At 58.7% G+C, this 24,338-nt stretch carries 24 protein-coding genes; 12 read left to right on the forward strand and 12 right to left on the reverse strand.

What is annotated here, in order from left to right; translation table 11 throughout:
- Window positions 1-78: 78 nt before the first annotated feature.
- Genes B9Z45_RS11590 through B9Z45_RS11605 form a run of 4 tightly spaced genes read right to left on the reverse strand, consistent with a single transcriptional unit; the run spans window position 79 to window position 3,264 of the window.
- Window positions 79-963: a uracil-DNA glycosylase gene (locus tag B9Z45_RS11590; RefSeq protein WP_108407434.1), complete on the reverse strand. Its 885-nt coding sequence runs from the start codon at window positions 961-963 to the stop codon at window positions 79-81.
- 8 nt (window positions 964-971) lie between these two features.
- Window positions 972-1,484 (reverse strand): ribosomal protein S18-alanine N-acetyltransferase, encoded by a 513-nt coding sequence (gene rimI, locus B9Z45_RS11595; RefSeq protein WP_370445839.1) that lies wholly within the window; start codon window positions 1,482-1,484, stop codon window positions 972-974.
- A complete protein-coding gene (gene tsaB, locus B9Z45_RS11600) occupies window positions 1,481-2,257 on the reverse strand; it encodes a tRNA (adenosine(37)-N6)-threonylcarbamoyltransferase complex dimerization subunit type 1 TsaB (RefSeq protein ID WP_108407381.1) in 777 nt (258 codons plus the stop codon). Before tsaB ends, rimI begins: the two co-directional genes overlap by 4 nt.
- Window positions 2,254-3,264, reverse strand: a complete 1,011-nt coding sequence (locus B9Z45_RS11605) for a DMT family transporter (protein WP_108407435.1) — start codon at window positions 3,262-3,264, stop codon at window positions 2,254-2,256. Before B9Z45_RS11605 ends, tsaB begins: the two co-directional genes overlap by 4 nt.
- A gap of 53 nt (window positions 3,265-3,317) precedes the next feature.
- On the opposite strand from B9Z45_RS11605, the gene dacB reads away from it, so the two are divergent.
- The 4 genes from dacB to B9Z45_RS11625 all read left to right on the forward strand — a co-directional run bounded on the left by dacB (window position 3,318) and on the right by B9Z45_RS11625 (window position 7,047).
- Window positions 3,318-4,892: a D-alanyl-D-alanine carboxypeptidase/D-alanyl-D-alanine-endopeptidase gene (gene dacB / locus B9Z45_RS11610; protein ID WP_108407382.1), complete on the forward strand. Its 1,575-nt coding sequence runs from the start codon at window positions 3,318-3,320 to the stop codon at window positions 4,890-4,892.
- On the forward strand, window positions 4,889-5,143 hold the full coding sequence (locus tag B9Z45_RS11615; protein WP_108407383.1) for a SemiSWEET transporter: 255 nt from the start codon (window positions 4,889-4,891) through the stop codon (window positions 5,141-5,143). Before dacB ends, B9Z45_RS11615 begins: the two co-directional genes overlap by 4 nt.
- Before the next feature lie 116 nt (window positions 5,144-5,259).
- Window positions 5,260-6,333: an SGNH/GDSL hydrolase family protein gene (locus B9Z45_RS11620; RefSeq protein WP_233252182.1), complete on the forward strand. Its 1,074-nt coding sequence runs from the start codon at window positions 5,260-5,262 to the stop codon at window positions 6,331-6,333.
- Between the two features lie 27 nt (window positions 6,334-6,360).
- Complete coding sequence (locus B9Z45_RS11625; protein ID WP_108407385.1) at window positions 6,361-7,047, forward strand: OmpW family protein; 687 nt, start codon at window positions 6,361-6,363, stop codon at window positions 7,045-7,047.
- A 62-nt stretch (window positions 7,048-7,109) separates the two neighbouring features.
- Here B9Z45_RS11625 and B9Z45_RS11630 read toward each other — a convergent pair whose 3' ends face one another.
- The 3 genes from B9Z45_RS11630 to purE are packed head-to-tail and all read right to left on the reverse strand — an operon-like array spanning window position 7,110 to window position 9,861.
- Window positions 7,110-8,102: an L-threonylcarbamoyladenylate synthase gene (locus tag B9Z45_RS11630; RefSeq protein WP_108407386.1), complete on the reverse strand. Its 993-nt coding sequence runs from the start codon at window positions 8,100-8,102 to the stop codon at window positions 7,110-7,112.
- Between the two features lie 8 nt (window positions 8,103-8,110).
- On the reverse strand, window positions 8,111-9,352 hold the full coding sequence (locus B9Z45_RS11635; protein WP_108407387.1) for a 5-(carboxyamino)imidazole ribonucleotide synthase: 1,242 nt from the start codon (window positions 9,350-9,352) through the stop codon (window positions 8,111-8,113).
- Window positions 9,349-9,861, reverse strand: a complete 513-nt coding sequence (gene purE, locus B9Z45_RS11640) for a 5-(carboxyamino)imidazole ribonucleotide mutase (RefSeq protein WP_108407388.1) — start codon at window positions 9,859-9,861, stop codon at window positions 9,349-9,351. Before purE ends, B9Z45_RS11635 begins: the two co-directional genes overlap by 4 nt.
- Before the next feature lie 81 nt (window positions 9,862-9,942).
- Here purE and trxA point away from each other — a divergent pair, with 81 nt between their 5' ends.
- From trxA to B9Z45_RS11680, 8 genes are all read left to right on the forward strand, one after another.
- Window positions 9,943-10,896: a thioredoxin gene (gene trxA, locus B9Z45_RS11645; protein WP_108407389.1), complete on the forward strand. Its 954-nt coding sequence runs from the start codon at window positions 9,943-9,945 to the stop codon at window positions 10,894-10,896.
- Between the two features lie 56 nt (window positions 10,897-10,952).
- Complete coding sequence (locus B9Z45_RS11650; RefSeq protein WP_108407390.1) at window positions 10,953-11,588, forward strand: sigma-70 family RNA polymerase sigma factor; 636 nt, start codon at window positions 10,953-10,955, stop codon at window positions 11,586-11,588.
- On the forward strand, window positions 11,585-11,803 hold the full coding sequence (locus tag B9Z45_RS11655; protein WP_108407391.1) for a zf-HC2 domain-containing protein: 219 nt from the start codon (window positions 11,585-11,587) through the stop codon (window positions 11,801-11,803). The genes B9Z45_RS11650 and B9Z45_RS11655 overlap by 4 nt, the downstream gene beginning before the upstream one ends.
- A gap of 104 nt (window positions 11,804-11,907) precedes the next feature.
- Window positions 11,908-12,405, forward strand: coding sequence for a peptide-methionine (R)-S-oxide reductase MsrB (msrB, locus tag B9Z45_RS11660; protein ID WP_108407392.1), 498 nt, complete (start codon window positions 11,908-11,910; stop codon window positions 12,403-12,405).
- Window positions 12,406-12,421: 16 nt separating this feature from the next.
- Complete coding sequence (gene msrA / locus B9Z45_RS11665) at window positions 12,422-13,039, forward strand: peptide-methionine (S)-S-oxide reductase MsrA (RefSeq protein ID WP_108407393.1); 618 nt, start codon at window positions 12,422-12,424, stop codon at window positions 13,037-13,039.
- A 157-nt stretch (window positions 13,040-13,196) separates the two neighbouring features.
- The gene (locus B9Z45_RS11670; protein ID WP_108407394.1) at window positions 13,197-14,213 is read left to right on the forward strand and encodes a catalase family peroxidase; all 1,017 of its coding nucleotides are present in this window, start codon (window positions 13,197-13,199) and stop codon (window positions 14,211-14,213) included.
- Window positions 14,214-14,328: 115 nt separating this feature from the next.
- Window positions 14,329-14,796, forward strand: coding sequence for a DM13 domain-containing protein (locus B9Z45_RS11675; protein ID WP_108407436.1), 468 nt, complete (start codon window positions 14,329-14,331; stop codon window positions 14,794-14,796).
- Window positions 14,797-14,910: 114 nt separating this feature from the next.
- Entirely contained in the window at window positions 14,911-15,270 is a 360-nt protein-coding gene (locus B9Z45_RS11680; RefSeq protein ID WP_108407395.1) for a hypothetical protein, read from the forward strand.
- On the opposite strand, the gene B9Z45_RS11685 is transcribed toward B9Z45_RS11680, so the two are convergent.
- From B9Z45_RS11685 to B9Z45_RS11705, 5 genes are read right to left on the reverse strand one after another with little or no spacing between them, the layout of a single operon-like run.
- The gene (locus B9Z45_RS11685) at window positions 15,271-16,200 is read right to left on the reverse strand and encodes a phosphoribosylaminoimidazolesuccinocarboxamide synthase (protein WP_108407396.1); all 930 of its coding nucleotides are present in this window, start codon (window positions 16,198-16,200) and stop codon (window positions 15,271-15,273) included.
- Window positions 16,197-18,032: an SWIM zinc finger domain-containing protein gene (locus B9Z45_RS11690; RefSeq protein ID WP_108407397.1), complete on the reverse strand. Its 1,836-nt coding sequence runs from the start codon at window positions 18,030-18,032 to the stop codon at window positions 16,197-16,199. The genes B9Z45_RS11685 and B9Z45_RS11690 overlap by 4 nt, the downstream gene beginning before the upstream one ends.
- Window positions 18,029-20,686 (reverse strand): site-specific DNA-methyltransferase, encoded by a 2,658-nt coding sequence (locus tag B9Z45_RS11695; RefSeq protein ID WP_158270420.1) that lies wholly within the window; start codon window positions 20,684-20,686, stop codon window positions 18,029-18,031. Before B9Z45_RS11695 ends, B9Z45_RS11690 begins: the two co-directional genes overlap by 4 nt.
- Before the next feature lie 10 nt (window positions 20,687-20,696).
- Window positions 20,697-21,041, reverse strand: coding sequence for a type II toxin-antitoxin system PemK/MazF family toxin (locus B9Z45_RS11700; RefSeq protein ID WP_108407399.1), 345 nt, complete (start codon window positions 21,039-21,041; stop codon window positions 20,697-20,699).
- Entirely contained in the window at window positions 21,031-24,282 is a 3,252-nt protein-coding gene (locus B9Z45_RS11705) for a BPTD_3080 family restriction endonuclease (RefSeq protein WP_199221896.1), read from the reverse strand. Before B9Z45_RS11705 ends, B9Z45_RS11700 begins: the two co-directional genes overlap by 11 nt.
- Between the last annotated feature and the right edge of the window lie 56 nt (window positions 24,283-24,338).

A 24,338-nucleotide genomic window follows, 5' to 3' on the forward strand; every position in this document is an offset into this window, starting at 1 on the left:
GCTGGTCATGGTAGCTCAGCCCTGCGCCCACTGCTGACCAGGCCGGGACATGCGCCAGCGGCATGGCGCGCAGAGGGTTTAGCGGGTGCCCAAAACACTCAGGGCCAGCACCAGATCGGCCCAGGCTTTGGCCTTGTCTGCGGGGGTGCGCAGCAAGCTGGCAGGGTGGTAGGTCACCACCACTGGCACGCCTTGGTAGGTGTGGACTTGTCCGCGCAGCTTGCCCAGAGGCTCCGATGTTTGCAACACCGACTGCATGGCAAAACGGCCCATGAGCAAAATGACCTTGGGCTGAACCAGGGCCACTTGGCGTGCCAAATAAGGGGCGCAGGTGCTCAACTCTTGCAAGCTCGGGTTGCGGCGGGCCGGAGGGCGGCACTTGAGTACGTTGGTGATGTAAACACCGCCCTGCCCCTGCGCCTTTCGGCTCAAGCCAATGGCCTTGAGCATGTTGTCGAGCAACTTCCCCGATGGGCCCACAAAAGGCTCGCCATCGGCGTCTTCTTCTTCACTGGGGGGTTCGCCAATGACCATCCAGTCGGCTTGCACATCGCCAACGCCAAACACCGAATTTTTGCGCTGGTCACACAATTCGCAGGCCTGGCAGGTGGCCGCCGCGTCTGCCAATGGACCCCAGTCCATGGCCTCCACGCCAGCGGCCAGCGGCTTGCCTCGCAACTCCTCGACCGCTTGAATTTTCACCACCGGCGCTGGGCGCATCGGCGGCGTAACGGGCTTGGGTCGTGAGGCAGCCACAAGGCCGGCTGTCGCCTGGGAAGGGCTCGTCTTTTGTGCAACGGGCTCTGCCAAAACGGCTGCTTGTGTTGTGCCCTGTGCTGTTGCCTGTGGCATGTCTTGCGGCGCCGCACTGTCGGCATGCTGGGGCCACCACACGCGCACACCCATCTCGGCCAGCATGGCGCGTTGGCGTTCGTTCAGATCAAATCGGGTGGGGTCGCTCATGTTGGTGCTCACAATTTCAAACTCATCACCACCGCATGCTCACGCTGCTGGCGGTCTGCAGGATAGTAATCCTTGCGGATGCTGACCTGCCGAAAACCATAGCGCGCGTACACCTGCAAGGCGCGCAGGTTGCTTTGGCGCACCTCCAGCCAGAGCCATTGCGCGCCCTCATGCCGCGACATGAGCGACAAGGCGTCCAGCATCATGTGGCCCCAGCCCTGCCCCTGGTGAGCTGGCGCCACGGTGATGTTGAGCAAATGCATTTCTTCAAACCCGCGCATGGCCAAAAAGTAGCCCAGCAATTCGCCATCGAGCCACAGGCATTGGGCGTCAAAGAGCGGGTTGAGCGAATCGCGAAAATTGCCGCGCGTCCACGGGTGGCCGTAGGCGGTTTGCTCGATGGCGATGACGGCGTCCAGGTCGTCCTGCGTCATGGGGGACAAAGTCACCGCGTTGCGCATCGCCTCTGAAGGCTGAGGGTGCGATATGGCTTTGCCAGTCCCTGTGCCTGAACGCGTCATGTGGGTACCGTGGCCTTTGCGATCGCCGCACTGGCCTTCATGGCCTCACGTTCGGCGGTGGTGTTGGCGACTTTGTCCCGGATGTACAGCGGCATGGCTTGATCGGCAGACAACGCCAACCCCTGCGCCCACAAAGCAGGTGCCAGCCGCAGCAAGGCGGTTGCGGTGGGCAAGGCCACGCAACGCTCACCCGCAGGCAAGCGCTCGCCATAAGCGGCAAACGCATTGCCCGCCAGCAGCACAGGGCCACCCTCAGGCATTTGAATTTTCTCGGGTGCCCCGACCTGCAAGGCCGATGCTTGCTGCCATTGCCCATGATCTTGACCACCCACCGGCTGCCAGTGGTAGGCGGCGCTGTACACCTCGTCCATGCGGGCATCCAGCAGCGCCAACACGGTCAAAGGGGCATCGGCAGGCAGGGCAGCTGAATGCCTGTGCGTCCAGCGCGCTTCTTCGGCCACCGCCAACAAGGTGTCAACTGGCAACACCGGCAGATTGGCACCAAATGCCAAGCCCTGCGCCACAGCACAGGCTGTGCGCAAACCGGTGAACGAACCTGGCCCCCGGCCAAACACGATCGCATCCAATGAAGCCAAAGGCATGTCGGCCTCGGCCAGCATGGCGAGCACCCCCGGGATCAAGCTGCTGGAAGCCTGTGCGCCACCGGGCAGAGTTTGCGCCCAGACCCGATCACCCCGCGCAACGGCCAAAGACAGCACGTCGGTGCTGGTGTCAAAGGCCAACCAGCGCCATTCTTTCGTGAGAACGCTCATGGTTTGGCCCCGACTTCAACCACTGGGGTAACGGCCGCGATGACCGTCGGGATGGTCGCCACAGCAGGCTTTGCGGCTTGTCGTACGCCAAACAAAATACCGCTGGTCACCAGCGCCAGCCCGGCCAGCAGATTCCAGTGCATGGGTTCACCCAGAAACCACACCGCACCCAGGGCCGCCAAGCCAGGCACCAGGGCAGTGATCATGGTTGATCGCACCGGGCCATAGTGGCGCACCATCTGTGTGAAGGTAATGCCCGAAATGACCACCGAGCCCATGCCCTGAAACACCGCCTGAAAGGCCACCTCGGTCCAGGGCACCTGATGCAAATGGGTGGGCAACAGCCCCGTGCCGATCAACACCCCATAAACCGGCACAAAACTCAGAAAAGCAAATGCCGTGATGGCCATGGTGGCACGGACCGCGTCCAGGCCATGGCGACGCACCATCACGCTGTAGCCTGACCAGCAGCAAGCGGCCACCATGAAGAGCAAGTCGCCCTTCCAGACCTCTCCGCCATCAAACGCCATCATGAGACTCATGCCGCCCACCAACACATCGCCCACCACGATGAAGCCCAGCCCCACGGCACGCGCCGATGACACTTTCTCACGCAGCAACAGCCAGGCCAGCAACGTGGTCCACAAAGGCAGGCTGCCCGGCATCAGCACCGCGGCATGCGATGCGGGCGCATAAAAGAAGCCGGCGTAAGCCAACACGGCATAAAGCAACCCGCCCAACAAGCCCGCCTGCACAGTCGGCGCCAGTGGCAAGGGCGACAGGCCGAACAGCGAGCCCACCTTTTGGCCGGCCTGCCGGGCAGGCCTCATCAGCCACCAGGCCCAGGGCAACAAGATGCTGCTGGCGCCCAAAATGCGCGCCAGCGCAATGTCCAAGGGCAACAAACCCCGAGACGCAGAGGCGCGCGCAATGACAATGAAACCAGACCAGATGAGCACCGTGATGACTGCTGAGGCCACGCCCACGGTTTTTGAAGAAAATCGCATGGCCCGAATCATACGGCCCCACTTCGCCAGGCGCTGCCCGTTAGACTAAACGCATGACCCTGACCCACGCTCGGACCCCTTTTCTCAAGGCCGTGTTGACCAGCCTGCTCACTGTGCTGGTCTGGACCAGCGCAGCGCCTTCAACTGTGCACAGCCAGACTTTGACCGAGGCGCCGCTCAACACACAGCCTGGGCGATCCAGCAACGCGGCTTTGCCGACCACCGTGCTGAAAACACTGCGCCAGGCCCAGGTGCCACCCTCGGCCTTGAGCGTGCTGATCACCCCTTTGCCCGCCGTCACCGCAGCGGGCAGGCCTGCTGCGGCGCAGTCACCCCGCCTGTCGCACCAGCCGCAAACAACGACCCATCCGGCTTCGGTCATGAAGCTGTTCACGACCTATGCCGGCTTGAGCTTGCTGGGCCCCCAGCATGTCTGGCAAAACCGTGTGTACGCCGATGGCCCGGTACGCGATGGCGTGCTTCAAGGCAACCTGATTGTGCGAGGCAGCGGCGACCCCAAGCTGGTGGTTGAACGCCTGCAAGAGCTATTGGGCCAGGTGATGGCCGCAGGCGTGCGCGAGGTGCGTGGTGACATCGTGCTCGACCGCAGTGTGTTTGATGTGCGTGAACGCAGCGAACCCTTTGACGACGAGCCCCTGCGCCCCTACAACGTGGCACCCGACGGGCTGCTGCTGAATTTCAAGGCGGTGGTCTACAAGTTCACGCCCGATGCCGCCAGCGGGCAAGTGCAGGTGCGCTTCGAGCCCCCGCTGAAGGGCCTGGAGACGCCCGTGTTGCTGCCCCTGAACGGCGGCAACTGCAACGATTGGCGCAGCCAGCTCAAGGCCGACTTCAGCCAGCCCTTGCAGGTGCGCTTTGCAGGCAGCTACCCCACACGCTGTGGCGAACGCGAGTGGCCAGTGGCCTACCCCGAGCCCGAACAGTACGCACCCCGAGTGATGCACGCCATGTGGCTGGGTGCTGGCGGGCAACTGAGCGGTCAAGTTCGTTATGGTGTGCGCCCGTCATCTGCCAGGCTGCTGGTCGAAGCGCCCTCCTTGCCGCTGAGCGAGGTCATCAAAGACATCAACAAATTCTCCAACAACGTGATGGCGCAGCAATTGTTTTTGACCTTGTCCAGCGAGCTGGGGGCGCCAGGCCGCCTCGAGGCCTCGCGTTTGCGCCTAGCGCAGTGGTGGCGCAGCGGGTTTGCCCAACAAGAAGAGCCGCTGCTGGACAACGGATCGGGCCTGTCGAGATCAGAGCGCAGCACAGCGTACGCCTTGACCGCTTTGCTGCAAGCCGCCCACGCTGGGCCGCACGCACAACACTTTGTCGACTCGCTGTCTTTGGCCGGGGTGGACGGCACCTCCGCGCGCCTGAAAGAGCGCAACCCCCAGTCACCCGTGATCGGCAATGCCTGGCTCAAGACCGGTTCGCTGCGCGATGTGGCCTCTGTGGCCGGTTATGTGCAAGGCCAAAGCGGCCAACGCTACACGCTGGTGGCCATCGTGCACCACCCCAATGCCAACCAGGCGCGTGCGGCACTCGACCAATTGCTGGAATGGACGGTGCGCGACAGCGCCCAAAGCAACGCCCCTCGGTCTGCTCAAGGTCCCAAACCATGAACCTTATTGACTGGGTCGGCTCGCTGGCCGCCTTTTTGACAACCGCCAGCTTCATCCCGCAAGTTTGGCAGACCTTTCGCACCCGAGATGTCAGCGGTATCTCTCTGGGCATGTACAGCCTGTTCACTGCAGGCGTTGCCCTGTGGCTGGTTTACGGCGTGCTGATAATGGCCTGGCCCATCATCATCGCCAACACGATCACCACCAGCTTGGCGCTGATGATTTTGGTGATGAAGCTGCGTTATCGCTGATCTTTTCGGAAAGCAATACCTGGGAATGGGTACTTACCCGATACCGTGTTCAGAGTATCTCTCCTACGATATAAAAAGAACAGCCGTTCTTTTTTTAATAGTACAGGAGACAACCCGTGCGTCAATTCAAAAGATATGGACTCATCGCAAATTTGGCTATGGTGCTGGCCTGGGGTTTGGCGGGGTGCGGGGGAGGCAGCGATGGCGATCAGAAATTACGCGTCAGCTATTCATCACTGATCTCTTTTGGTGACAGCCTCAGTGATGTCGGCACGTACAAGGTAGGTACGGTTGCCGCGCTCGGTGGCGGCAAGTACACCGTCAACTCAGCCAGTGATAAAAACTGGACTGAACTGATTGCAGCCCAACTGGGGTTATCGGCGCCTTGCGCGGCACAAACAGGTCTCGATGGCGATGCGAGTGTCGGATTCAGCGTGCCTGTAGCCAACTTTAGCAATTGCTTCAATTACGCACAAGGTGGGTCTCGCGTCACCCATCCAGTTGGGCCAGCCAACAGGCTCCTTGCCCCTGATCCATCTGCTGCTTTAGGGCAATTGACCGTCCCCATTCTGGGTCAAATCACAACTCATTTGGTCAAAGTCAATGGCAAATTTTCTGGGACTGAACTGGTCACCGTGATGGCTGGCGCCAATGATTTGTTCATGAATTTGGGCGCAATTGGCCTCACATTCCCTCCTGAAGCAGCGGTTACAGCCATGGGTGTCGCTGGCGCAGAGATGGCTTTTCAAATCAAAACACTCATTGTTGCCAACGGTGCCAAGTCCGTTGTTGTGCTCAATATCCCGGATGTCAAAGGCACGCCCTTTGGTCAGAGTACCGCTGCAGGCACACAAGGTCTCATAGATTTGATGGTGGCCACTTTCAATACCCAATTGCAAGCTGGCCTGCAAGGCACTTCGGGAGTCTTGCTGATCGATGCCTACACAGCCAGTAAAGATCAAGTTACAAACCCCACTCGTTATGGCTTAACGAACATAACGAGCCCAGCCTGTAACTTGGCGAGCCCAGGCAACCTTTTAAGTAGCTCACTGGTTTGCAATGCATCGAATATCAACGCAGGTGATGTATCTCGCTACTTGTTTGCGGACAGCGTCCACCTCACGCCCTACGGCTATCAGTTGATGGCGCAACTGGTTGCCAAAGAACTGGTCTTGGCCAAATGGTTTTGAGTCATTGAACCTTCAGGAGCAATACACATGAAAAATACAGCGAAGTTCGTGACTGCAACAGTTCTTTGTTTTGCCAACTATGGCGTCAGCGCCCAATCGGCTGGCTCGTGGCTTTTTCGCATGGGTGCGACCAACGTTTCGCCCCAAGTCACAAGCGATAACATGACCGCGCCTAGCTTTTACAACATCGGTACAACCATTGGCACCAAAACCGATGTGGGCGCAGACACCCAATTGAGTGGCGGGTTGACGTACATGTACACCGATCATTTCTCGGTGGATGTACCGATTGCGCTGCCCTTCAAGCACAAGTTGTACGGCGATGGCGCCATTGCGGGCGCCGGTCAAATCGGCAGCGTCAAAGCATTGCCTTTCACCATCTTTGGTCAATACCGCTTCAATGAAGCGAATTCAGTGTTCAGGCCTTACCTGGGATTGGGTTTGACATATGCCTACTTTTTTCACGAAGCAGGCAGCGGGTCACTCACGGCCATGACCAATCCAGGCGGTGCAGCCACCACATTGAGCGTTGAGTCAAAGTTTGCACTGACACCCCAACTCGGCTTCACTTATGTTGTGACTGATAAATGGATGCTTGATGCGTCATTCAGCAAGACTTATCTGAAAACACGGACATCACTTTCAACAGGACAGACGATTGACACCCGACTCAACCCCAACGTGTTCAGCTTGGGACTGGGCATGAAGTTCTGAAAGCCTGATTTATACAAAAATGCCCGCCCAGTGCGGGCTTTTTTTCGCCCAGCACTTAAGCCTCAAGCCGCCGCGCGTTGCAACCTGTCACGAACGCCTTCCCACTCCGGGGTGTCGGGTGGGAGTTGCACCCAGATTTGCTGCACACCGCGCGCATCCAGATCTCGCAAGACACTGAACAGCGCATGCGCCGCCTGATCGGCGCTGGCGGGTTGTTGGCGCCACAACACACCAGCACCCGCGTCGGGGCGCTCTGCAGACCAAAGCCCGAGATTGTTGGCATGTGGCCCCAGAGCTTGCAGTTTGCGGGCGATGTCTTGCGCCGACATCAGTCGCACTTTGGCGCGTGGGGCGTAATGTGATTCGAGCGTGCCTGAGGCTCGGGGCGCGGATTGGCCCATCGTTTCAATGGGCGTGTTTTTGTCCAGCACGGCCCGCCCGCAAGCGGCCTCGATCTGTACACGGGTGATTTGGCCGGGGCGCAACAACACCGGCGCACCCCGCGTGCAATCGATGATGGTGGACTCGATGCCCACATCGCATTCGCCGCCGTCCAAAATCAACAGGTCAGCACCCAACTCGGACTGTACATGCGCTGCCGTGGTCGGGCTCACGCGGCCAAACCGGTTGGCACTGGGCGCAGAGACACCCTGCACACCGAGGGCCAGGCATGCAGTGAGCAATGCCTGCGCCACCGGGTGCGAAGGACAACGCAAACCGATCGAATCCTGCCCACCCGCCGAGGCCGTGGCCACACCAGGCTGGCGCGGCAAGATCAGGGTGAGGGGCCCGGGCCAGAATGCCGCCATCAGGCGTTGGGCAAAGTCGGGCACCTGGGCAGCAAACAGCGGCACTTGGGTGGTGCTGGCCACATGCACGATCAGCGGGTGATCGGCAGGTCGCCCTTTGGCCTCAAAAATACGGGCCACAGCCGCATCATCGGTGGCGTTGGCGGCCAGGCCATACACGGTTTCGGTGGGCATGCCCACCAACTGGCCCGCCTGCAAAGCCTGCGCGGCCCGGGCAATGGCCTGTTCATCTGCCGCGAGGATCATGGGCCGCCTTAAAACGCTTCGATGCCAAGCAAGGCCGCGGCTTGGAATGCCGTGGCACGCACCGCCTCCAAGCTGTCACCGGTGATGTTCAGGTGGCCCATCTTGCGCCCCGGGCGGGCCGACAACTTGCCATACAAATGCAAATGTGTGCCAGGCAGCGCCAGCACCGGCGCCCAGGCAGGACTGGTCGGACCCTTGGCCGAGGCCTCGGGCCACAGATCGCCCAGCAAGTTGAGCATGATGGCCGGTGAATGCTGGCGTGGTGGTGTCAGGGGCAGGCCTGCCAGGGTGCGCACCTGAAGCTCAAACTGCGACTGGTCGCAAGCGTTCAGGGTGTAGTGTCCGCTGTTGTGCGGGCGTGGCGCCATTTCGTTCACGACCAGCTGGCCACCTTCGAGGATGAAAAACTCCACACACAACACGCCCACATAATTCAGGCCCTCGGCGATGGCCCGGGTGGCTTGCACCGCTTGCACGGCCAAGTCGGCGGGCACGGCACCTTCGTACACGCTGGTCACGGCCAGAATGCCCTCGCGGTGCAGGTTCAGCTGCACCGGAAAATTCACCATCTGCCCATCGGCACCCCGCGCCACGATGACCGAGCACTCGGCTTGCAGCGGCAGCATTTTTTCCAGCACGCAGGGCACGCTTTTCAGTTCAGCCCAAGCAGCGGCCAGGGCTTCGCGGTTTTTAACGCGGATCTGGCCTTTGCCGTCGTAGCCCATGCGCGAGGTTTTCAGGATGCCCGGAAAGAGGTCTGCCTTCACGCTCATCGCTTCGCCCGCAGCGCCGTCCCCTGAGGGGTTGTTTGGCTGGCCCAGTAAGGCCGCAAGTTGCGCGGGCGTCTCGATCAGGGCGTGCGGGGCCACCGGCACACCACAACGCACAAAGTGGGCTTTTTCGGCGGCGCGGTCTTGTGCAATGGCCACAGCATCGGCGCTGGGGGCCACGGGGCGGTGAGCGCCCAGTGTGGTCAAGGCAGGCGCGGGCACGTTTTCAAATTCGGTGGTGATGGCAGCGCAGCGCTGCATCAATTGCGCCAAGCCCTGTTCATGGAGGTAATCGGTCTGGATGTGGTGGTGGCTGACCAGGCCCGCCGGACTGGCGGCATCGGGGTCGAGCACGGCAGTAAAGTAACCCATGGCCTGCGCAGCCTGCACAAACATGCGCCCCAGCTGGCCCCCACCCATCACCCCCAGGGTAGCAGGCTGGCCATTGACCAGGGCGCCCGGCAAGATGGCCCGGCTCATGCGGCCCCCAGCACGGGCGACAAAGGCGGCAAACTCATGGCGCGTGCGGCTTCGGTTTGTTGGGCGCGAAAGGCTTCGAGCTTTTGGCGCAGGGCCGGATCGTGGTTGGCCAGCATGGCCACGGCAAACAGGGCGGCATTGGCCGCGCCTGCAGCACCGATGGCAAAGGTCGCCACGGGCACGCCTTTGGGCATTTGCACCATGCTGTACAGCGAATCCACACCCGACAGGGCCTTGGTCTGGACCGGCACGCCAAGGACGGGCACCCCGGTTTTGGCGGCGATCATGCCGGGCAAATGGGCTGCACCGCCTGCGCCCGCGATGATGGCCTGCAAACCCCGCTCAGCGGCGCTTTGTGCATAGGCGAACATATCGTCCGGCATTCTGTGGGCTGAAACCACACGGGCATCGTGAGGGATGCCAAACTGTTGGAGAATCTGGACTGCGTGTTGCATGGTGTCCCAGTCGGAGCTGGAACCCATGACGACGCCGATGAGCGCTTGAGTCATTGGGTGCTTTTCGTGATCAATGCTGAATTTTAAGGTTTCGCTCCACCCGGAGCCGAAACACAACCCGGAACACTGCCCGCCATGATGGACGTCACGATACAAAACTTTGAAGCCGAGGTGATTGCCGCCTCAATGACTACCCCCGTGTTGGTCGACTTTTGGGCGCCCTGGTGCGGTCCTTGCAAATCGCTGGGCCCCGTCCTCGAAAAAGTGGAAACCGCTTACGAAGGCCGCTTCAAGCTGGTCAAGATCAACTCCGATGAAGAACAGCAACTGGCCCAGGCCTTTGGCATCAAAAGCATCCCAACCTGCGTCCTGCTGATGAATGGCCAGCCGGTTGATGGTTTCATGGGTGCCTTGCCAGAAGGCCAGGTCAAGCAGTTCCTGGACAAGCACCTGCCAGCCGAAACCGAGTTACAAGCCCAGGCAGCCGCCCAAGAAGCCCAGCAACATCTGGAAGCAGGCGACGCGCACAGCGCCCGCGCCGCCTTGGAGCAGGCTCTGGCCACGGACCCCGGCAACGACGACGCCCGCTTTGACTTGGTCAAGCTGCTGATTGGCCTGGGCGAACTGGCCGAAGCCGCCGCCTTGCTGGCCCCGGCCATGTCCCGCATCCCAGTACCGCTGCGCTTTGAGGCCCAAACCCACTGGCTCAACGCCCTGGAATTCGTCACCACCGACCCGCGTGGTCAGTGGGAACTGGCCCAATTTGACGAACTGATTAGCCAAAACAAGCGCGACTTTGAAACCCGCTTTGCCAAAAGCCGTCTGCTGATCGCCGTAGGCCAGTGGGAAGCGGCCATGGACGAGTTGCTGGAAATCATCATGCGCGACAAAAAATGGGATGACGAAGCCCCGCGTAAAACCTTCGTCGCCCTGCTGGAGCTGATGACGCCGCCCAAATCCAAAGCGCAAGACGCCACCGGCAAATCGGCTGGCGGCATCGAACTGATGGGCAAAGCTGCGCTTCAAGAAGATCCGCACATGGCCATGATCTCCAGCTACCGGCGCAAGCTGAGCATGATGCTGAACTGACAATTGCCGTTAGACTCCTCCGGCAAACACCACGACACACACCCTGGCCCCACGGCATGAAACTGACCTCTGAAAGCACCGACACGCCCTCCCCTCAGCCGCCACCCAGCCACTCGGAAAATCGGCCATCCCCGCTTGAGTTTGAGCGCCAACTTGTGGCCTTGCGCTCAGACCTGTTGCGTTTTGCGCGCCTGCAATTGCGCAACGACACCTGGGCCGAGGATGCGGTGTCTGAGACCTTGTTGGCCGCACTGACCAAGCCGCAAGCCTTCCAGGGACGCTCGCAGCTCAAAACGTGGTTGATCGGTATCTTGAAGTACAAGGTCATAGACGGGCTACGCCAACGTGGGCGCGAAGTGGTGCTCGACAGCGGTTCAGAGGACGAGCATGCCGACCCCCTGGAACACATGGCTTTCACGGCCAACGGGCACTTTGCCCATGCACCCGCTGATTGGGGTAACCCCGAACAGGAACTGGGCTCGCAGCAATTCATGCAAGTGATGGAGGCTTGCACCCAAAAGCTGCCCCCGGTCCAAGCGCGTTTGTTTCTCATGCGGGAGTGGCTGGAGATGTCCTGTGAAGAAATTTGTAAGGAGCTGGCGTTGACACCGACCAACTTGTACGTCCAGTTGCACCGCGCACGCCTGCGCTTGCGTGAATGTCTGGAACTGAACTGGTTTGCAAGTCCATGAACTCCTTGATCTCACACATCCCATTTCGGCGCAGTTGCAAAGAAGTGGTGGCCTTGGTCATCGCGCAAGAAGACCGGGAACTGCCTTGGACCGATCGATGGGCTTTGCGCGTGCACCTGTCCATCTGCAAGACTTGCCCTGTCTTTCGCCGGCAAGTGCTGACCCTGCGCAACGCAATGAAGCAATGGCGCCATTACGGCTCTGACGACATCTGAAAGTCACGAAGTTTCCCCCTGGCAACAGGGCAGCTCTTGTAAGAATTTCTCGGTGCGCCCGACTGAAGTACATCCCTGTGTTGCACTTTAGGATTTAAACCACCATGAAAAAACGTCAACTGTTCAAATATCTTGCCACCTTGGGCGCTGCCTTGGTTTTACCCCGACTGGCCGCCAGCCAGAACCCTGGACAGCTGGTGAAGGACAAGGCCCAGTGGCGGCGTCTCCTGCCCCCCAGCGCCTATGGGGTGCTGTTTGAACATGGCACCGAAATGGCAGGCACCAGCGGGCTGAATTCGGAAAAACGCCCAGGCACCTATGTCTGTGCCGCTTGCAAGCTGCCTTTGTTCGATGCCGCCCACAAATACGACAGCGGCACGGGCTGGCCCAGTTTTTATCAGCCTTTGACGGCCGCCTTGGGCACCAGCACGGATTTCAAACTCTTTGTCCCCCGCACCGAATACCACTGCCTGCGTTGCGGGGGCCACCAAGGCCACGTTTTCAACGACGGGCCCCAGCCCACGGGCAAACGCTACTGCAACAACGGCGTTGCATTGGATTTTGTGCCGCTTGGCCAAGCCCTGCCCGCGTTGCGCTCCTGAAGATCGGAGACTGCACATGTTCCAAACTCACATTTGGCGTCAAATGGCTGGCGCCTTGGGCGCCATTGGTCTGCTCGGCGGACTGCACTTTGCCCAAGCACAAACCCCGGACCCCAAAGCCACGGCCATTTTTGCCGGCGGATGTTTTTGGTGTATCGAAAAAGACTTTGAAAAACTCCCTGGGGTTTTGGAGGCCGAGTCCGGCTACACAGCAGGCAAAACAACACAGCCCACCTATGCACAAGTGGGCACCGGCCGAACGGGTCACACCGAGGCCGTTCGCCTGACCTACGACCCGAGCGTGGTCTCGTATGCACAGTTGGTGGAATATTTTTGGCGCCACATCGACCCAACCGTGAAAGACCGTCAATTTTGCGATGCAGGTTCGCAGTACCGCAGTGGCATTTACTGGCAATCCGAGGCCGAAAAAAAGGTGGTCGAGGCGAGTTTGGATCGGCTCAAAAAGAGCGGCCGCTTCTCAGTGATCCACACCGAAATTGCCCCTGCCAGCCCTTTTTGGTTGGCCGAGGACTACCACCAAGACTATTACAAGAAAAACCCTTTGCGCTACAACTACTACAGACAAAGTTGTGGCCGCGATGCCCGTGTTCAACAACTCTGGGGGACCCCATGATCGGGCGTATTGACCAACAACCCTTCGCACTAAAAAATTAACTTTTAAATTATTTAAGTCAATTTTGTAATAAATAATAAGTATTATCGACTTAGTAAGAGGGGCAATTTTGTCCCTTCATTGCTGATTTTTATTTGACCTCAATAGGAGATTGACCATGCACCTTTCTTTTCCAACCGCATTCGTTCTTGCCGTGCCCAGTCTTTTGATGGGTTTGAGCGCACAAGCCCAAACCATGGCCAATGCCAACGACCCCAACGCCTTCATCAACCAGTTTGAAGCCACTTTTGGCAAATTTGAAGGTCATCGCCGCTCGGGTGCCAAAGGCATCTGCGCCACAGGCGAATTTGTGGGCACCTCGGAGGCGCGCAATTTATCCTCCGCCAGTGTTTTTGCAGGCAAACCCATCCCCGTGGTCGTGCGTTTTTCGGTCGGCGGCGCCAACCCCAAAGCCCCCGACAACGCCAAGTCGCAACGCAATTTGGCTCTGGCGTTCAATTTGTCCAACGGTGAGCAGTGGTTGATGGGCAACATTTCCGCCCCGGTCTTCGGGGCTTCCACACCCGAACAGTTTTTGGCATTGATTGCTTCGCGCCAACCCGACCCGGCCACCAAAATGCCAGACCCAGCCAAGGTCAAAGCCTTCAACGATGCCAACCCCGAAATTCTTTTGCTGCCCAAGTTCTTGGCCTCACAGCCGGTACCCGCCAGTTATGCCAGCATCAATTACTGGGGTGTTCACGCCTTCGGCTTGGTCAACACAGCAGGTGCAACCCAGTATGGCAAATGGGTGTTTGAACCCGTCGCTGGCGTGCAAGGCTTGAGCGATGAAGAGGCCAAAGCCAAAGGCCCGCAATTCTTGTTTGACGACCTGCGTGAACGGGTCAAGGCTGGCAACGTGGCCTTCAACTTCAATTTTGAATTGGCGCAAGCGGGCGACAAAATTGACAGCGCCACCACGCCCCTGCCCGAGGGCCGCAAGAAGGTCAACCTGGGTCAACTCAAAGTCACCTCGGTTTCCTCAGACGGCGGCGGTGCCTGTTTGACCACCAATTACAACCCCAACGTCATGCCCAAGGGCGTTGTGCCGTCTGCCGATCCCATGATTGCAGCCCGTGCCGCGCCCTACGCCATCTCTTTGAGCCGTCGCTTGACGGAAGGCGCCAAACAGTAAGACCCGTGTCACCTGCCGCAAGCCTGCAGCTTGCGGCAGCGAGGCGCAGCCACTGCTTCAACGGGCCTTGTCCCAAGCCTGGCTTCAACCTGTTCAACCGCTGGAGTCCTTCATCATGAAATCCTGGTTTTGGCTGATCACCCATTTGGGGACCTTGGTCTTGGGCTTTGGTTTCGGGGTTTACTTTCTCCCCATCCTGACAGCCCCGCCAGCACCCACCCACAGCGAATTGAACACGGCCAGCGCTTCGCCTCGTTTCACAGGTGTTTTTCGGCGTGATTTGAAGGACAGCGACGCCTTGCATTGGGGCCAAGGCCAAGTGTTCATTGGCGCCCACACCATCGCCCTGCAAGGTGCGTTATCGCCAGGCCCTGATTACAAGCTGTACCTGTCGCCTGCGTTTGTAGAAACCGAAGCCGACTTCAAACGGCTCAAATCTCAGATGGTTCAGGTGGCCGACGTCAAAACATTCCAAAATTTTGTCGTCCCCTTGCCTGCCACGATTGACCCTGCCCAATACAAAGCGGTGGTGATTTGGTGCGAAAGCTTCAACGAGTTCATCACCGCAGCCCCTTACCAGTGATGCACGCGTTACACAACTTTACGGTTTTTAAAGATGGTTAGCCGGCTGCCCATGTTTTTTTCCTGATGGGTCCACCTACAATGGATAATCAACCTTTGGTATTCATTTAAAACCATGTCACGCACCAACCCATTAATCACCGCTGAAGAGATGCGCTGCTTGTTGGCCATCAACCCCAACCTGTCGGGCGCTGATGAGCAGCGGCTTTGGCACAGCTTGCCGCATTGGGGTGCGGCCCTTTGGCTGGTCAAAGGCATTTTTCTGTATGCCTTGCTCATGAGTCCCGCTACGGCCGCCTGGATCACCAGCAGCAGCTATTTATGGTTGCGCGGCGTCCTTGAGTTTGTGTTTTTGGCTGTTTTTTGGATGGCCACTTTGCACCCACGGGGCCGCACAGTGGCCTGTGCGAGCATGCTGGTGGCCAGCACCACCTTACTCATGGACGCACTGACCTGGATCGCCATAGGGGCTTGATCAAGCCATCAGCTTTTTCATGGACTCTTCGTATTTAGCCGCGGTCTTTTCGATCACCTCTCGCGGCAAGCGGGGTGCAGGCGGGGTCTTATCCCAAGGCTTGCCGTTAATTTGCGCAGTTTCCAGCCAGTCACGCAAAAACTGTTTGTCGTAGCTGGGCGGGTTGGCACCTTCCTTGTAGCTGTCGGCGGGCCAATAGCGCGACGAGTCGGGCGTCAACACCTCGTCCATGAGCACCAAAGTGCCGTCGGCATCCAGCCCAAACTCAAACTTGGTGTCGGCAATGATGATGCCTTTGGCCGCAGCGATGTCGCGCGCTGCTTTGTAGAGCTGGATGCTGATGTCGCGGATGCGGGTGGCCAGGTTGGCCCCGATCATCGCCACGGTTTGCTCAAAAGTGATGTTTTCATCGTGCTCACCCACTGCGGCTTTGGCTGCGGGCGTGTAGATGGGTTCGGGCAGTTGGCTGGCATTTTTCAGGCCAGCAGGCAGTTTCACGCCACACACCGCCTGGTTGTCTTGGTATTCCTTCCAGCCGCTGCCCGCCAGATAACCGCGCACCACCGCCTCGACCGGAATGGGTTTGAGGCGCTTGACCAGCATGGATCTGCCCCGCACTTGGGGCACTTCGGCAGCGGAGACCACGCTCTCGGGGGCATCGCCCGTCAGGTGGATCGGGCAAATGTTCAGGCCTTTGGGGCCAAGCTGGTCAAACCAAAAAAGCGCCATTTGCGTGAGCAGCACGCCTTTTCCTGGAATCGGCTCGCCCATGATCACGTCGAAGGCGCTGATGCGGTCCGACGCCACCATCAAAATGCGATCGTCTCCCACAGCATAGTTGTCACGCACCTTGCCACGCGCCAGCAGGGGCAAAGAAGTCAGGGCCGAGGTGTGGAGGGCAGGGGTGTGCGGGGCAGGGAAAGCGGTCATGAAATCGGTAGCTCTTTGGTGAAGTTTCGCTTGGCCTTGTATTGTGAACGCAAGCTGGCCAACCAAAGCGCTCTGTCATCGACATTCATGCGGTCAAGCGCCAAGCGCACCAGATTCAAAACCTCTGTGTAGGGCGTACTGGCTCGGGGCATGGTGTGTTCAAACAAGCGCAGCAACAGCACCCTGGCTTGCACATCTTGCGACTTGGGCAGATGGCTGGCCAAGGCCAACAGCAGCCGAGCATCGCATTGCACACCCTGTTGCATGACCAAAACCAAGGCTGCACTCATATCTTTTTCCACCTCTGAAAGCCACCGCACACGCACCGAAATATCCACGATGGTTCGACCGCTGGGACTGCCCCAGGCCCGCTCGGTGCGTTGCTCTTGGGACGCAGCCCAATCCATCAGCGATTGTCGGTATGCCTGCACGTCACGTCCCGCTCGCTGTGCGGCTTGAAGCACCGCTTTGTAATGGTCGCTGCTGGGCTGGCTTTGCAGCCTTTTTTGCCTAATGGACAGCGCCTCCTCGTCATACCCATCGCGCTCATAAGCCCTCAACAGGGCCGATTCGATGCGCGCATCGGTGGGGTGTTGTTTGAACGCTTTTTGTGACAGGGCCATGGCCTCGCGCCAACGCTGACGCGCTTCGCACCACTGCACCAGCTCAGCCCATTCGCCGGGGGTGTCGGCTGTGCTGCTCATCACAGCAAATACGCTTGATTCGTCGCCTTGCCGGTTCAAATCGTCTAAATAGGCGCTGCGACGTTCGCTGCGATCACGGTCCCAGTGGCCTTGCGCTTTGGGGTGTGTCGCATGCCATTCCTGCCAGTCTTTCGCCACCTGCAAGCTGTAGGCCTTTTGCACAGCGGGGCCAGCGGCTGCGATGACCTCCTTGCTGGGGCTCAAACCCCAAGGGTCTTGCTGGGCCAAAGCCAACCAGGTTTTGAGCCAACTGGCGGGCGGCGGGTCGGCCAGCAAGCAACGCTTGAGCAGGTCGGTGGTTTGGGGAATCAGTTCACTGAACTCACCGCCCCACGAGTCATCGGCCGTCTCGCCCACTTTGTAAAGGCGTTTGAGCGCGTCTTCGCACAAGACCCGCGCCTGGGCTGGCGTTTGCTCGAGCACGGTTTCGATGATCGGGAACATTTGTTCCGCCCGGCGCAAATACGGCCCGCAATCACGCGGCTCCAGATACCCTTTGGGGTTTTTGAGCAACTCGCGAACCACTGCTTGCGCAGCACGAACATTGCCACCCTCCGAGCTGTTTTTGGCCGCACTCTGGGCTTGCCAAGCTTTGAGTCGGGCCATCACCTCTTTGTCCCAATCGGCCAGATGCCACAACAAGGCCGCCAGATCTTCGGCCTTTTGGGCAAAAACAAATTGACGCAGGGTTTCGATGTTGCTGGCTCGGGTTTGCGCGCGCTTGGCGGCTGCCTGCATTTTCTTCACCGCATCCGGGTCTGGCACCACGGAGCCGCCCCTCAACCTCGCACGCCACACCAAAGCCAGGGCAACTTGGTGTTTGCAAAATAAACCCTCTCGCCCCTGCGGGCAGTCGCAGTCGCCGTTCAAATCATCGTCAGGCAACCACCAGATTTCGGTGTCGTAAACCTCGCTGCCGTGCACCCTGGCGCGTGCACCCATCAAGTGAAAAGGTGTGGGCGCCAAATCTTCCAGTTCTTGCACCGCCCCGCTGGCGGCATAAGCTTTGCCACGGGCAAACACCTTGCCGCCCGCCATATCGCTCAGCGTTTCATCGCTCAGGTCTTGGAAAAGTTGACGGGCCTGCGCTTGAACAAGGGCCGAAGGGTCACCCGCACGTGCACTCACAGCACGATCACCTTGGTGCTCTCCTCGCCAAACTGGCTGATCACGCGCACCGCCAGCTTGCGGCCTTTGTCGGCCTGCACCGGGTGCGAGACAAAGCCATACAGGCGCTCAAACGCCTCGTCGTCCAGCTCGATCTTGAGGGTTTGCTCGGCCGCTTTTTTGGTGGAGGCCACCGCCAAGGACTGCAAGCCTTTTTTGAACTTGGCAAACTCGTCTTTGTCGCCACCGCAAAAAAACACCTGGCTGGGCATGAAGTTGGAGCCGTCGTACTGGTCGTCCAGCATCCAGTACGAAATATCGGCCACGCTGCGGCCCTTGACCTCGTCGCGCACCGGGTCGTATATGTCCAGGCCCTTGATCTCCACCTGCACGCTGCCCGCGCTGCGAATCAAGCCAATGTCCGGCTCGCCAATGGTGACAAAGCTGGCGGCTTTTTTGTCTTTTTTGATCAAGCCCTCTTGCATCAAATCGTCGTGCATGCGGGCCTTGGTCACCTCGAAGCTGCCCACCTTGCGGGTGACGCTGCGGTTGTCGATGTCGCTCTCGAACGCAAAGCCCAAGATCACCAGCCAATCGGCGTCAGCGCGGCGGCTGCAGGCCTTGACCGCCGCATTGACTGCTGCTTTGCTCACGCTGCCAAACTGCGGGCCAATGACCAAATAGGCCTTGCGCTCGCCCTGGGCGGTGTCGTACCAGCCCTCGGCGTGCAAAGCGCCTTCGGCATCGTTGATAAGGTCCACCCGGCTGAACACGGCGGTTTCATTGCGGTCGCCGTTTTTGATGCCAGCCGTTTTAAGGTGCTCAAAAATCCGGTCAGTGAAGCGCTGCACATTGTCCATGTCGGCATTGGCAGTGCGGAGCTGGTTGGGGGCCAGGGGCTCAAAGCTTTGCAGTGTCTCGACCGTGAAGGGTCCGGCCACACGCAGCTTTTTTTTGTCGGTCTCGGGTTGTTCGAACAGGAAAACGGACTCCTCTGGTTCACTATTAGCAATTGATCGGATGGATGTTTGTTGAACCTGCGTATAAACAAAACCATGGCGAATGTCGCCGGCTGCCGTGTCGGCCAGCTTGTACCAAGGGTAGGTGGCGGTCATCAGCCGGGTTTTGGCGATGTTCAGCGCAATGCGGCTGGTGTCGGTGGTGATCCAGCGGCGGCCCCACTGCTCGGCCACATGCGCCGTGGTGCCGCTGCCGCAGGTTGGGTCCAGTACCAAGTCGCCGGGGTCGGTGGTCATGAGGATGCAGCGTTTGATCAGGTCGGCACCGGTTTGAACCACATACACCTTCGGGTCGGAACGGCTTTGCACTGTGCCGCCGACGTCGGACCAAATGTTGTTCAATGGTTGGTAGGCGAAGTCGTCAAAGTAGCGCACGAAACCAAGGCCTGCACCTGTTTTGCAAATCCGATTCGCTTTTTTCAGTGCCTCCATGCCATGAGGGTAGCGCGCTGTCCAGTGGCGTCCTTTGGGGGGGCGGTAGGTCATGCCATCAAACTCAAATGGCGTCGGTTCTTTCGGTGGGTCTTGACTGGAAATATTGTCAACTCGAAAAATCCGGCTTCCCGCCGGGAGCACGGACATGCCGCGTTTCTCATCTGCGGTCATGGCGCGCCGTGTGCCATCCGACAACTCCAATTGATCGTATTTGGAGCCTTCGTCGTAGCGTGGATCGTCTTTGGCCTTGTAAAGGTCGCGGTATTTGAGTTGATCTTTCGACTTGGCATACCAAAGCAAGTAGTCGCATGCGGAGTTCATATATTTTGAGGTCAGCCCGCTCGTCGTGCTGTAAGTGATCTGACTCACAAAATTCTCACTCCCAAACACCTCATCCATCAAGCACCGCACCAGGTGCACGTTCTCGTCGCTGATCTGCACAAAACAACTGCCTGAATTGCTCAGCAGCTCCTTCGCCACCAACAAACGGTCGCGCAGGTAGCTCAGGTAGCTGTGGATGCCCAGCTCCCAAGTGTCGCGAAAGGCTTTGATGACTTCGGGCTCGCCGCTGAGGTGGTCGTCGGCACCGTCTTTCACGTTGCGGTCGTTCAGGCGCATTTGCCAGTTGCTGCCGTACTTGATGCCGTAGGGCGGGTCCATGTAGAGGCACTGCACCTGGCCGGCCATGCCTTCGCGCTCCAGCAAGCTGGTCATGGTCAGCAGGCTGTCGCCCTGGATCATGCGGTTTTGCCATTTGTCGCTGTGGCGGTAGTAGGCACCGGGTTTGTCCAGCTCGTCGAGCGCCAGCGGGTTGCCGTGCAGCTCGTTGACAAACAGTTCGTCTTGCGCAGCATCGCGACTTTTGAGGCTATAGAGCCGGGCAATGATTTTTTCAGGCGCAATGTGTTCGTGCCGGTACAGGCTGCGAATGTCTACGTTGAGCGCCGTTTGCTGGTCGGACTCGCCGTATTTGTGCAGCCAGAAAAGCTCGGGGTCTTGGCCCCGGTGGGTCACAGGGTTGAGCGGCACGGCTTTGACGGTGGGCAGGCCTTGCACAGCGTCGGCCTCTTGCCCGGCTTCTTCGCGGCTGGGGATGAACACACGTTTGGCTGCGCCAGGGTCTTTGGCGTCGTAAGGGTGCTCGATGGCGGCCACGGGCTTGCGGCTGCCTTTGGCGGTGTCACCGGCTTTGGCTTTTTGGGGTGTTTTTTTGGTGGCCATGTTGGATTGATCAGCAGCAGCCCAAGACTGGGCATAAGACATTGAGTGTGTTGCGCACGATGCCGGGTTTCACTTGGCCGATGTTGCGTTTGACGATGCTGGCATGAAAGGTGAAGAGTTTGTCGGCGCGTATGTAGCTGTCTTTTTTGAGGTTGCCTGCAACCATATCGGTGTTGGAGAGTGGAAGACTGCCTTCATGTCCAGATTTGCTGGTCACGGCGGCGGCAATAAAGTCGCCGTCACGGTCAGGGTGGGTTATGAGTACGGCGGGACGCAGTTTGTTGCTGCTCAAATCTGTGTAGGGAAACACGATCATCACGACATCGCCTACGCTAAATGATGGCTTAGAGGTCATTCCAAATCTCGTCTTCTTCGTTGTCCCAAATGCTGTTGAGGCTGTGCATTTGTGCGTTCATAAAAAATTGCCGCTCGGCAGCGTTGTCTACTTCGGTGCTGATGCGCTCGATTTCTTCGGTCAGCGTGTTTTTGATGCGCTCGATGTCGGTGATTTCGCAAAAGTACCAGGGCAAGCCCCCCGCCAAACCCAACTGGGCGCGCTGGGCGTTGACGGCGGGCAGCCAGCGTTGGGTGGTGAAGTAGCGCTTGAGTTCTTTGTCTTTGGCAAAGCCGGTGATTTCGACAATCAGGTTGAACAGCTCGCCCTCGGGAGTTTTCACGCGGCACAAAAAGTCGGGCTGGTATTGGCGCTCGGTGCCTTGCTTGTCCACATAGGGGATGGCAAAGCCCAAAAAAGCGTTTTTGACATAGCTTTGAACCGCTGGCATTTGCTCGAATGTTTTGGCGGCGATTTGCTCCCAACTGTCGGTGTCGGCCACCACAAAGTTCACATGGCTCTTCTTGGTAGGGTAAACCGGTTTGATGGTGGCACCGTGCACATCAGCTGAACTGGAGCGGGGGTTGTAGTGGTTAAGCAAGGGAAGAATCTTGGGCGTAACCTCAGTGCCCGAGTCGAGTTGCTTTTGCACAGCTGCAGCTTCGACACCCAGATAAACCGAGCGGGCCACGGCCTTAGGGTCTTCAAGCCGGATGAGCCGTTTGTAACGGACATCGGTCTCTCCAATGAGGTCGATTTTGTGCTCGTACCACTGCTGTGCAATGCGACGGATGTCGGTGAATTTTTCGAGTTGAGGACGGCCTTGATCATCGCGGTAGTACCGGCTCATGACTTCTTTGGCGATCCAGTACACCACTTCTTGGTCGCGAACGGCATCCACGTCAGTGACCAGCGCTTGCTCTTCTGGCGAAAACGCGCTGCCCAAAATGGTTTGGGTGGGGCGCTCGTGCAGATTGAGCACATGCTTGGGTGTGCCAGAAAAGTCGGCAAGCACGCTGGCGGTGTCGTGGCTGATTTTGTAGCCCAAGAGGTTGGGGAACTCAATGGCCATCTCGGCCCGCTCGGGCAGGGCGCGCAGTTGCTGGATGTCTTGCGGCGTGGGCGGCGTGGCCTCTCCGCCTTTGAAAAACTTGAAGGGCACGCCGATAATATGGGCGTATTCGGGCGGGAATTTGCCGGTTTTAGGGTCCAGAAAATACTGCCTGCGCCGCAGGGCACGGCCGGCCACTTGCTCGCACAACAGTTGCGAGCCAAAGGCACGCACGCCCACGATGTGGGTGACGGTGTTGGCATCCCATCCCTCAGTGAGCATGCCCACACTGACCACGCAGCGGATGTGTTCACCCAATTTGCCGGGTCGCCCCACGGTGTTGACGACTTCACGCAGCAAGTCGCCATCGGTCAAAGCGTCCACCGATTTGTCGGGGTAACTGAGCCGGTACTCGCGTTTGAAAGCATCAATTTCAGGAGAGAACACCCGCTTGAATTCGTCGTTCACTTGGCCTGAGTTTTCCAGGGCATCGGAGTCAATCAGCAAGGTGGGCGGCTTGCGGCGGCGCTGGCGCGTGTGGGTCTCGTAGTTAGAAAACAAAGGCAAGAGGCCTTCCACTGCAAAGGGACGACCTTCATCGTCCAAAGTTTCATAGCCCGCGATGTGTTTGTAGACCTCTTTGGACACGGTGGTGTTGCTGCACACCACGATGAACACGGGCGGCGATGTCAGCAGGTCTTTGCCGCGCTCGCCCGTCTCGCGCAGGCCACGTTCGTATTTTTCGTAGTGCTCATAGAACTGCCGTAGGGCCGTTTTGAGCAAGCCAGGCAACTCAGGTGGGCGCTCCAAGGATGCGTTGTCTTTGCCGCTCGATTTGCCCACGCCATCGGCTTTATCGCTCTTGCGTTGACCGCGTTGGCCCTTCTTAAAGAGTTCGTCTTTGCAGTGGTCGTAAAGGTTGCGAAGCTTAGGTTCATCCAGTTCTTGCGAGGTGTCATCCACCGGCAAAAACGGAATCTTGACCAAGCCGGCCTCAATGGCTTCGATCAAGCCAAAGTCGCTGACCACCCAAGGGAAATAGGAATACGCTGGCCAGCCAGAGCCGGACAGGTAGTAGGGGGTGGCCGACAGGTCATAGACCGAGCCAAGTTGCCAGCGTTTGGCCATTTCGCGCAAGCCGCTGAACCAAACAGCCGCACGCTCGTTCTCGGTGGCGCTATTGTCCTCTTCGGTGTCTTTGCCTTTGGCCCTGGGCAAGTAGCAGTGGTGCGCTTCGTCGTTGATGACCGCCAAGCGCCTGCCGGGTTTGAAGTGACTCAGCACCCTCTTGAGCATTTGGGAGACATCTTCACGGGCTTGAACTTTTTGACCATCTGCGCCGATTTTGCCGTCCAAGGGGCTTCGCTTGTTGCCGCCAATGAGCCGAGGTTCAAACGCATGGAAGTTGGTGATGCTCAGCTTGGCGTTCAATCCGGCCAATAAGCCCGCATAGGCTGCAGGCACCAATTGACGTTCGCGGTAGTAGTCCTGTGCTTCGTTGTCGCTTTGCGCGTGGGTGTCGACTCGCAAAACGTTCAAACGGTCGCGAATGGTGATGCCCGGCGCTACCAACAAAAAATAGTCCACGTAGCGTGGGTCGTTTCGGTATTGGCTGCGGTTTAAATAGTGATAAAGGATCAGGCAGGCCATAACCACCGTCTTGCCAGTGCCTGTGGCCATTTTGAAGGCGATGCGCGGCAGCACGCTGGCGGGGTCTTCCACGCTTTCATTGACCAATCGCAGTTGGTCCAGCACATGTGTGCCCACATTGGATTTGTGTGCCACCTCATTGAGCCAAATGCCGGTTTCCACCGCCTCTTGCTGCGCAAAGAACAAGCGCTTCCAGTCGGGGCGCTCCGGGTTCAAAAACCAAAATTGCAGCAAGTCTCTGGTCACGCGACTCGTGACATCGGGGTAACCAGACTGCCGCCACAGTGACACTTGATCGCGCAGCAAATTGACCAAAAGACTTTGGTAATTGGCCGCGTGTTCGTTCAGGTCATAAAGACTGGTTTGCGCTTTTTGCCCCAAAGGCACTTGTGGGGTTTGCGGCGAAAAGACGCGACGCCCTGGTCGAACATCGTTGTAATTGAGTTCGCCCTCTACGGTTGTCGCGTAGTGATGCCTGGGTGCATCGTAGGGGCCATTGAGGATAGGCGAGTCAGCTGCCACCTGTTGCTTTTTCCCGGGTTTATCGATCTTTTTGACCATGGCTCAATACTGTGATTACCGGAAAATAGAATGAGCTTGTATTAAAACAAAAAACC

Origin of the sequence: Limnohabitans sp. 2KL-17 (assembly GCF_003063415.1) — a bacterium.
Taxonomy (GTDB): domain Bacteria; phylum Pseudomonadota; class Gammaproteobacteria; order Burkholderiales; family Burkholderiaceae_C; genus Limnohabitans_A.

Coding starts and splice junctions, on each gene's coding strand:
- B9Z45_RS11590 (WP_108407434.1), bottom strand. CDS start 963: ATGAGCGACCCCACCCGATTTGATCTGAACGAACGCCAACGCGCCATG.
- rimI (WP_370445839.1), bottom strand. CDS start 1,484: ATGACGCGTTCAGGCACAGGGACTGGCAAAGCCATATCGCACCCTCAG.
- tsaB (WP_108407381.1), bottom strand. CDS start 2,257: ATGAGCGTTCTCACGAAAGAATGGCGCTGGTTGGCCTTTGACACCAGC.
- B9Z45_RS11605 (WP_108407435.1), bottom strand. CDS start 3,264: ATGCGATTTTCTTCAAAAACCGTGGGCGTGGCCTCAGCAGTCATCACG.
- dacB (WP_108407382.1), top strand. CDS start 3,318: ATGACCCTGACCCACGCTCGGACCCCTTTTCTCAAGGCCGTGTTGACC.
- B9Z45_RS11615 (WP_108407383.1), top strand. CDS start 4,889: ATGAACCTTATTGACTGGGTCGGCTCGCTGGCCGCCTTTTTGACAACC.
- B9Z45_RS11625 (WP_108407385.1), top strand. CDS start 6,361: ATGAAAAATACAGCGAAGTTCGTGACTGCAACAGTTCTTTGTTTTGCC.
- B9Z45_RS11630 (WP_108407386.1), bottom strand. CDS start 8,102: ATGATCCTCGCGGCAGATGAACAGGCCATTGCCCGGGCCGCGCAGGCT.
- B9Z45_RS11635 (WP_108407387.1), bottom strand. CDS start 9,352: ATGAGCCGGGCCATCTTGCCGGGCGCCCTGGTCAATGGCCAGCCTGCT.
- purE (WP_108407388.1), bottom strand. CDS start 9,861: ATGACTCAAGCGCTCATCGGCGTCGTCATGGGTTCCAGCTCCGACTGG.
- trxA (WP_108407389.1), top strand. CDS start 9,943: ATGATGGACGTCACGATACAAAACTTTGAAGCCGAGGTGATTGCCGCC.
- B9Z45_RS11650 (WP_108407390.1), top strand. CDS start 10,953: ATGAAACTGACCTCTGAAAGCACCGACACGCCCTCCCCTCAGCCGCCA.
- B9Z45_RS11655 (WP_108407391.1), top strand. CDS start 11,585: ATGAACTCCTTGATCTCACACATCCCATTTCGGCGCAGTTGCAAAGAA.
- msrB (WP_108407392.1), top strand. CDS start 11,908: ATGAAAAAACGTCAACTGTTCAAATATCTTGCCACCTTGGGCGCTGCC.
- msrA (WP_108407393.1), top strand. CDS start 12,422: ATGTTCCAAACTCACATTTGGCGTCAAATGGCTGGCGCCTTGGGCGCC.
- B9Z45_RS11670 (WP_108407394.1), top strand. CDS start 13,197: ATGCACCTTTCTTTTCCAACCGCATTCGTTCTTGCCGTGCCCAGTCTT.
- B9Z45_RS11675 (WP_108407436.1), top strand. CDS start 14,329: ATGAAATCCTGGTTTTGGCTGATCACCCATTTGGGGACCTTGGTCTTG.
- B9Z45_RS11680 (WP_108407395.1), top strand. CDS start 14,911: ATGTCACGCACCAACCCATTAATCACCGCTGAAGAGATGCGCTGCTTG.
- B9Z45_RS11685 (WP_108407396.1), bottom strand. CDS start 16,200: ATGACCGCTTTCCCTGCCCCGCACACCCCTGCCCTCCACACCTCGGCC.
- B9Z45_RS11695 (WP_158270420.1), bottom strand. CDS start 20,686: ATGGCCACCAAAAAAACACCCCAAAAAGCCAAAGCCGGTGACACCGCC.
- B9Z45_RS11700 (WP_108407399.1), bottom strand. CDS start 21,041: ATGACCTCTAAGCCATCATTTAGCGTAGGCGATGTCGTGATGATCGTG.
- B9Z45_RS11705 (WP_199221896.1), bottom strand. CDS start 24,282: ATGGTCAAAAAGATCGATAAACCCGGGAAAAAGCAACAGGTGGCAGCT.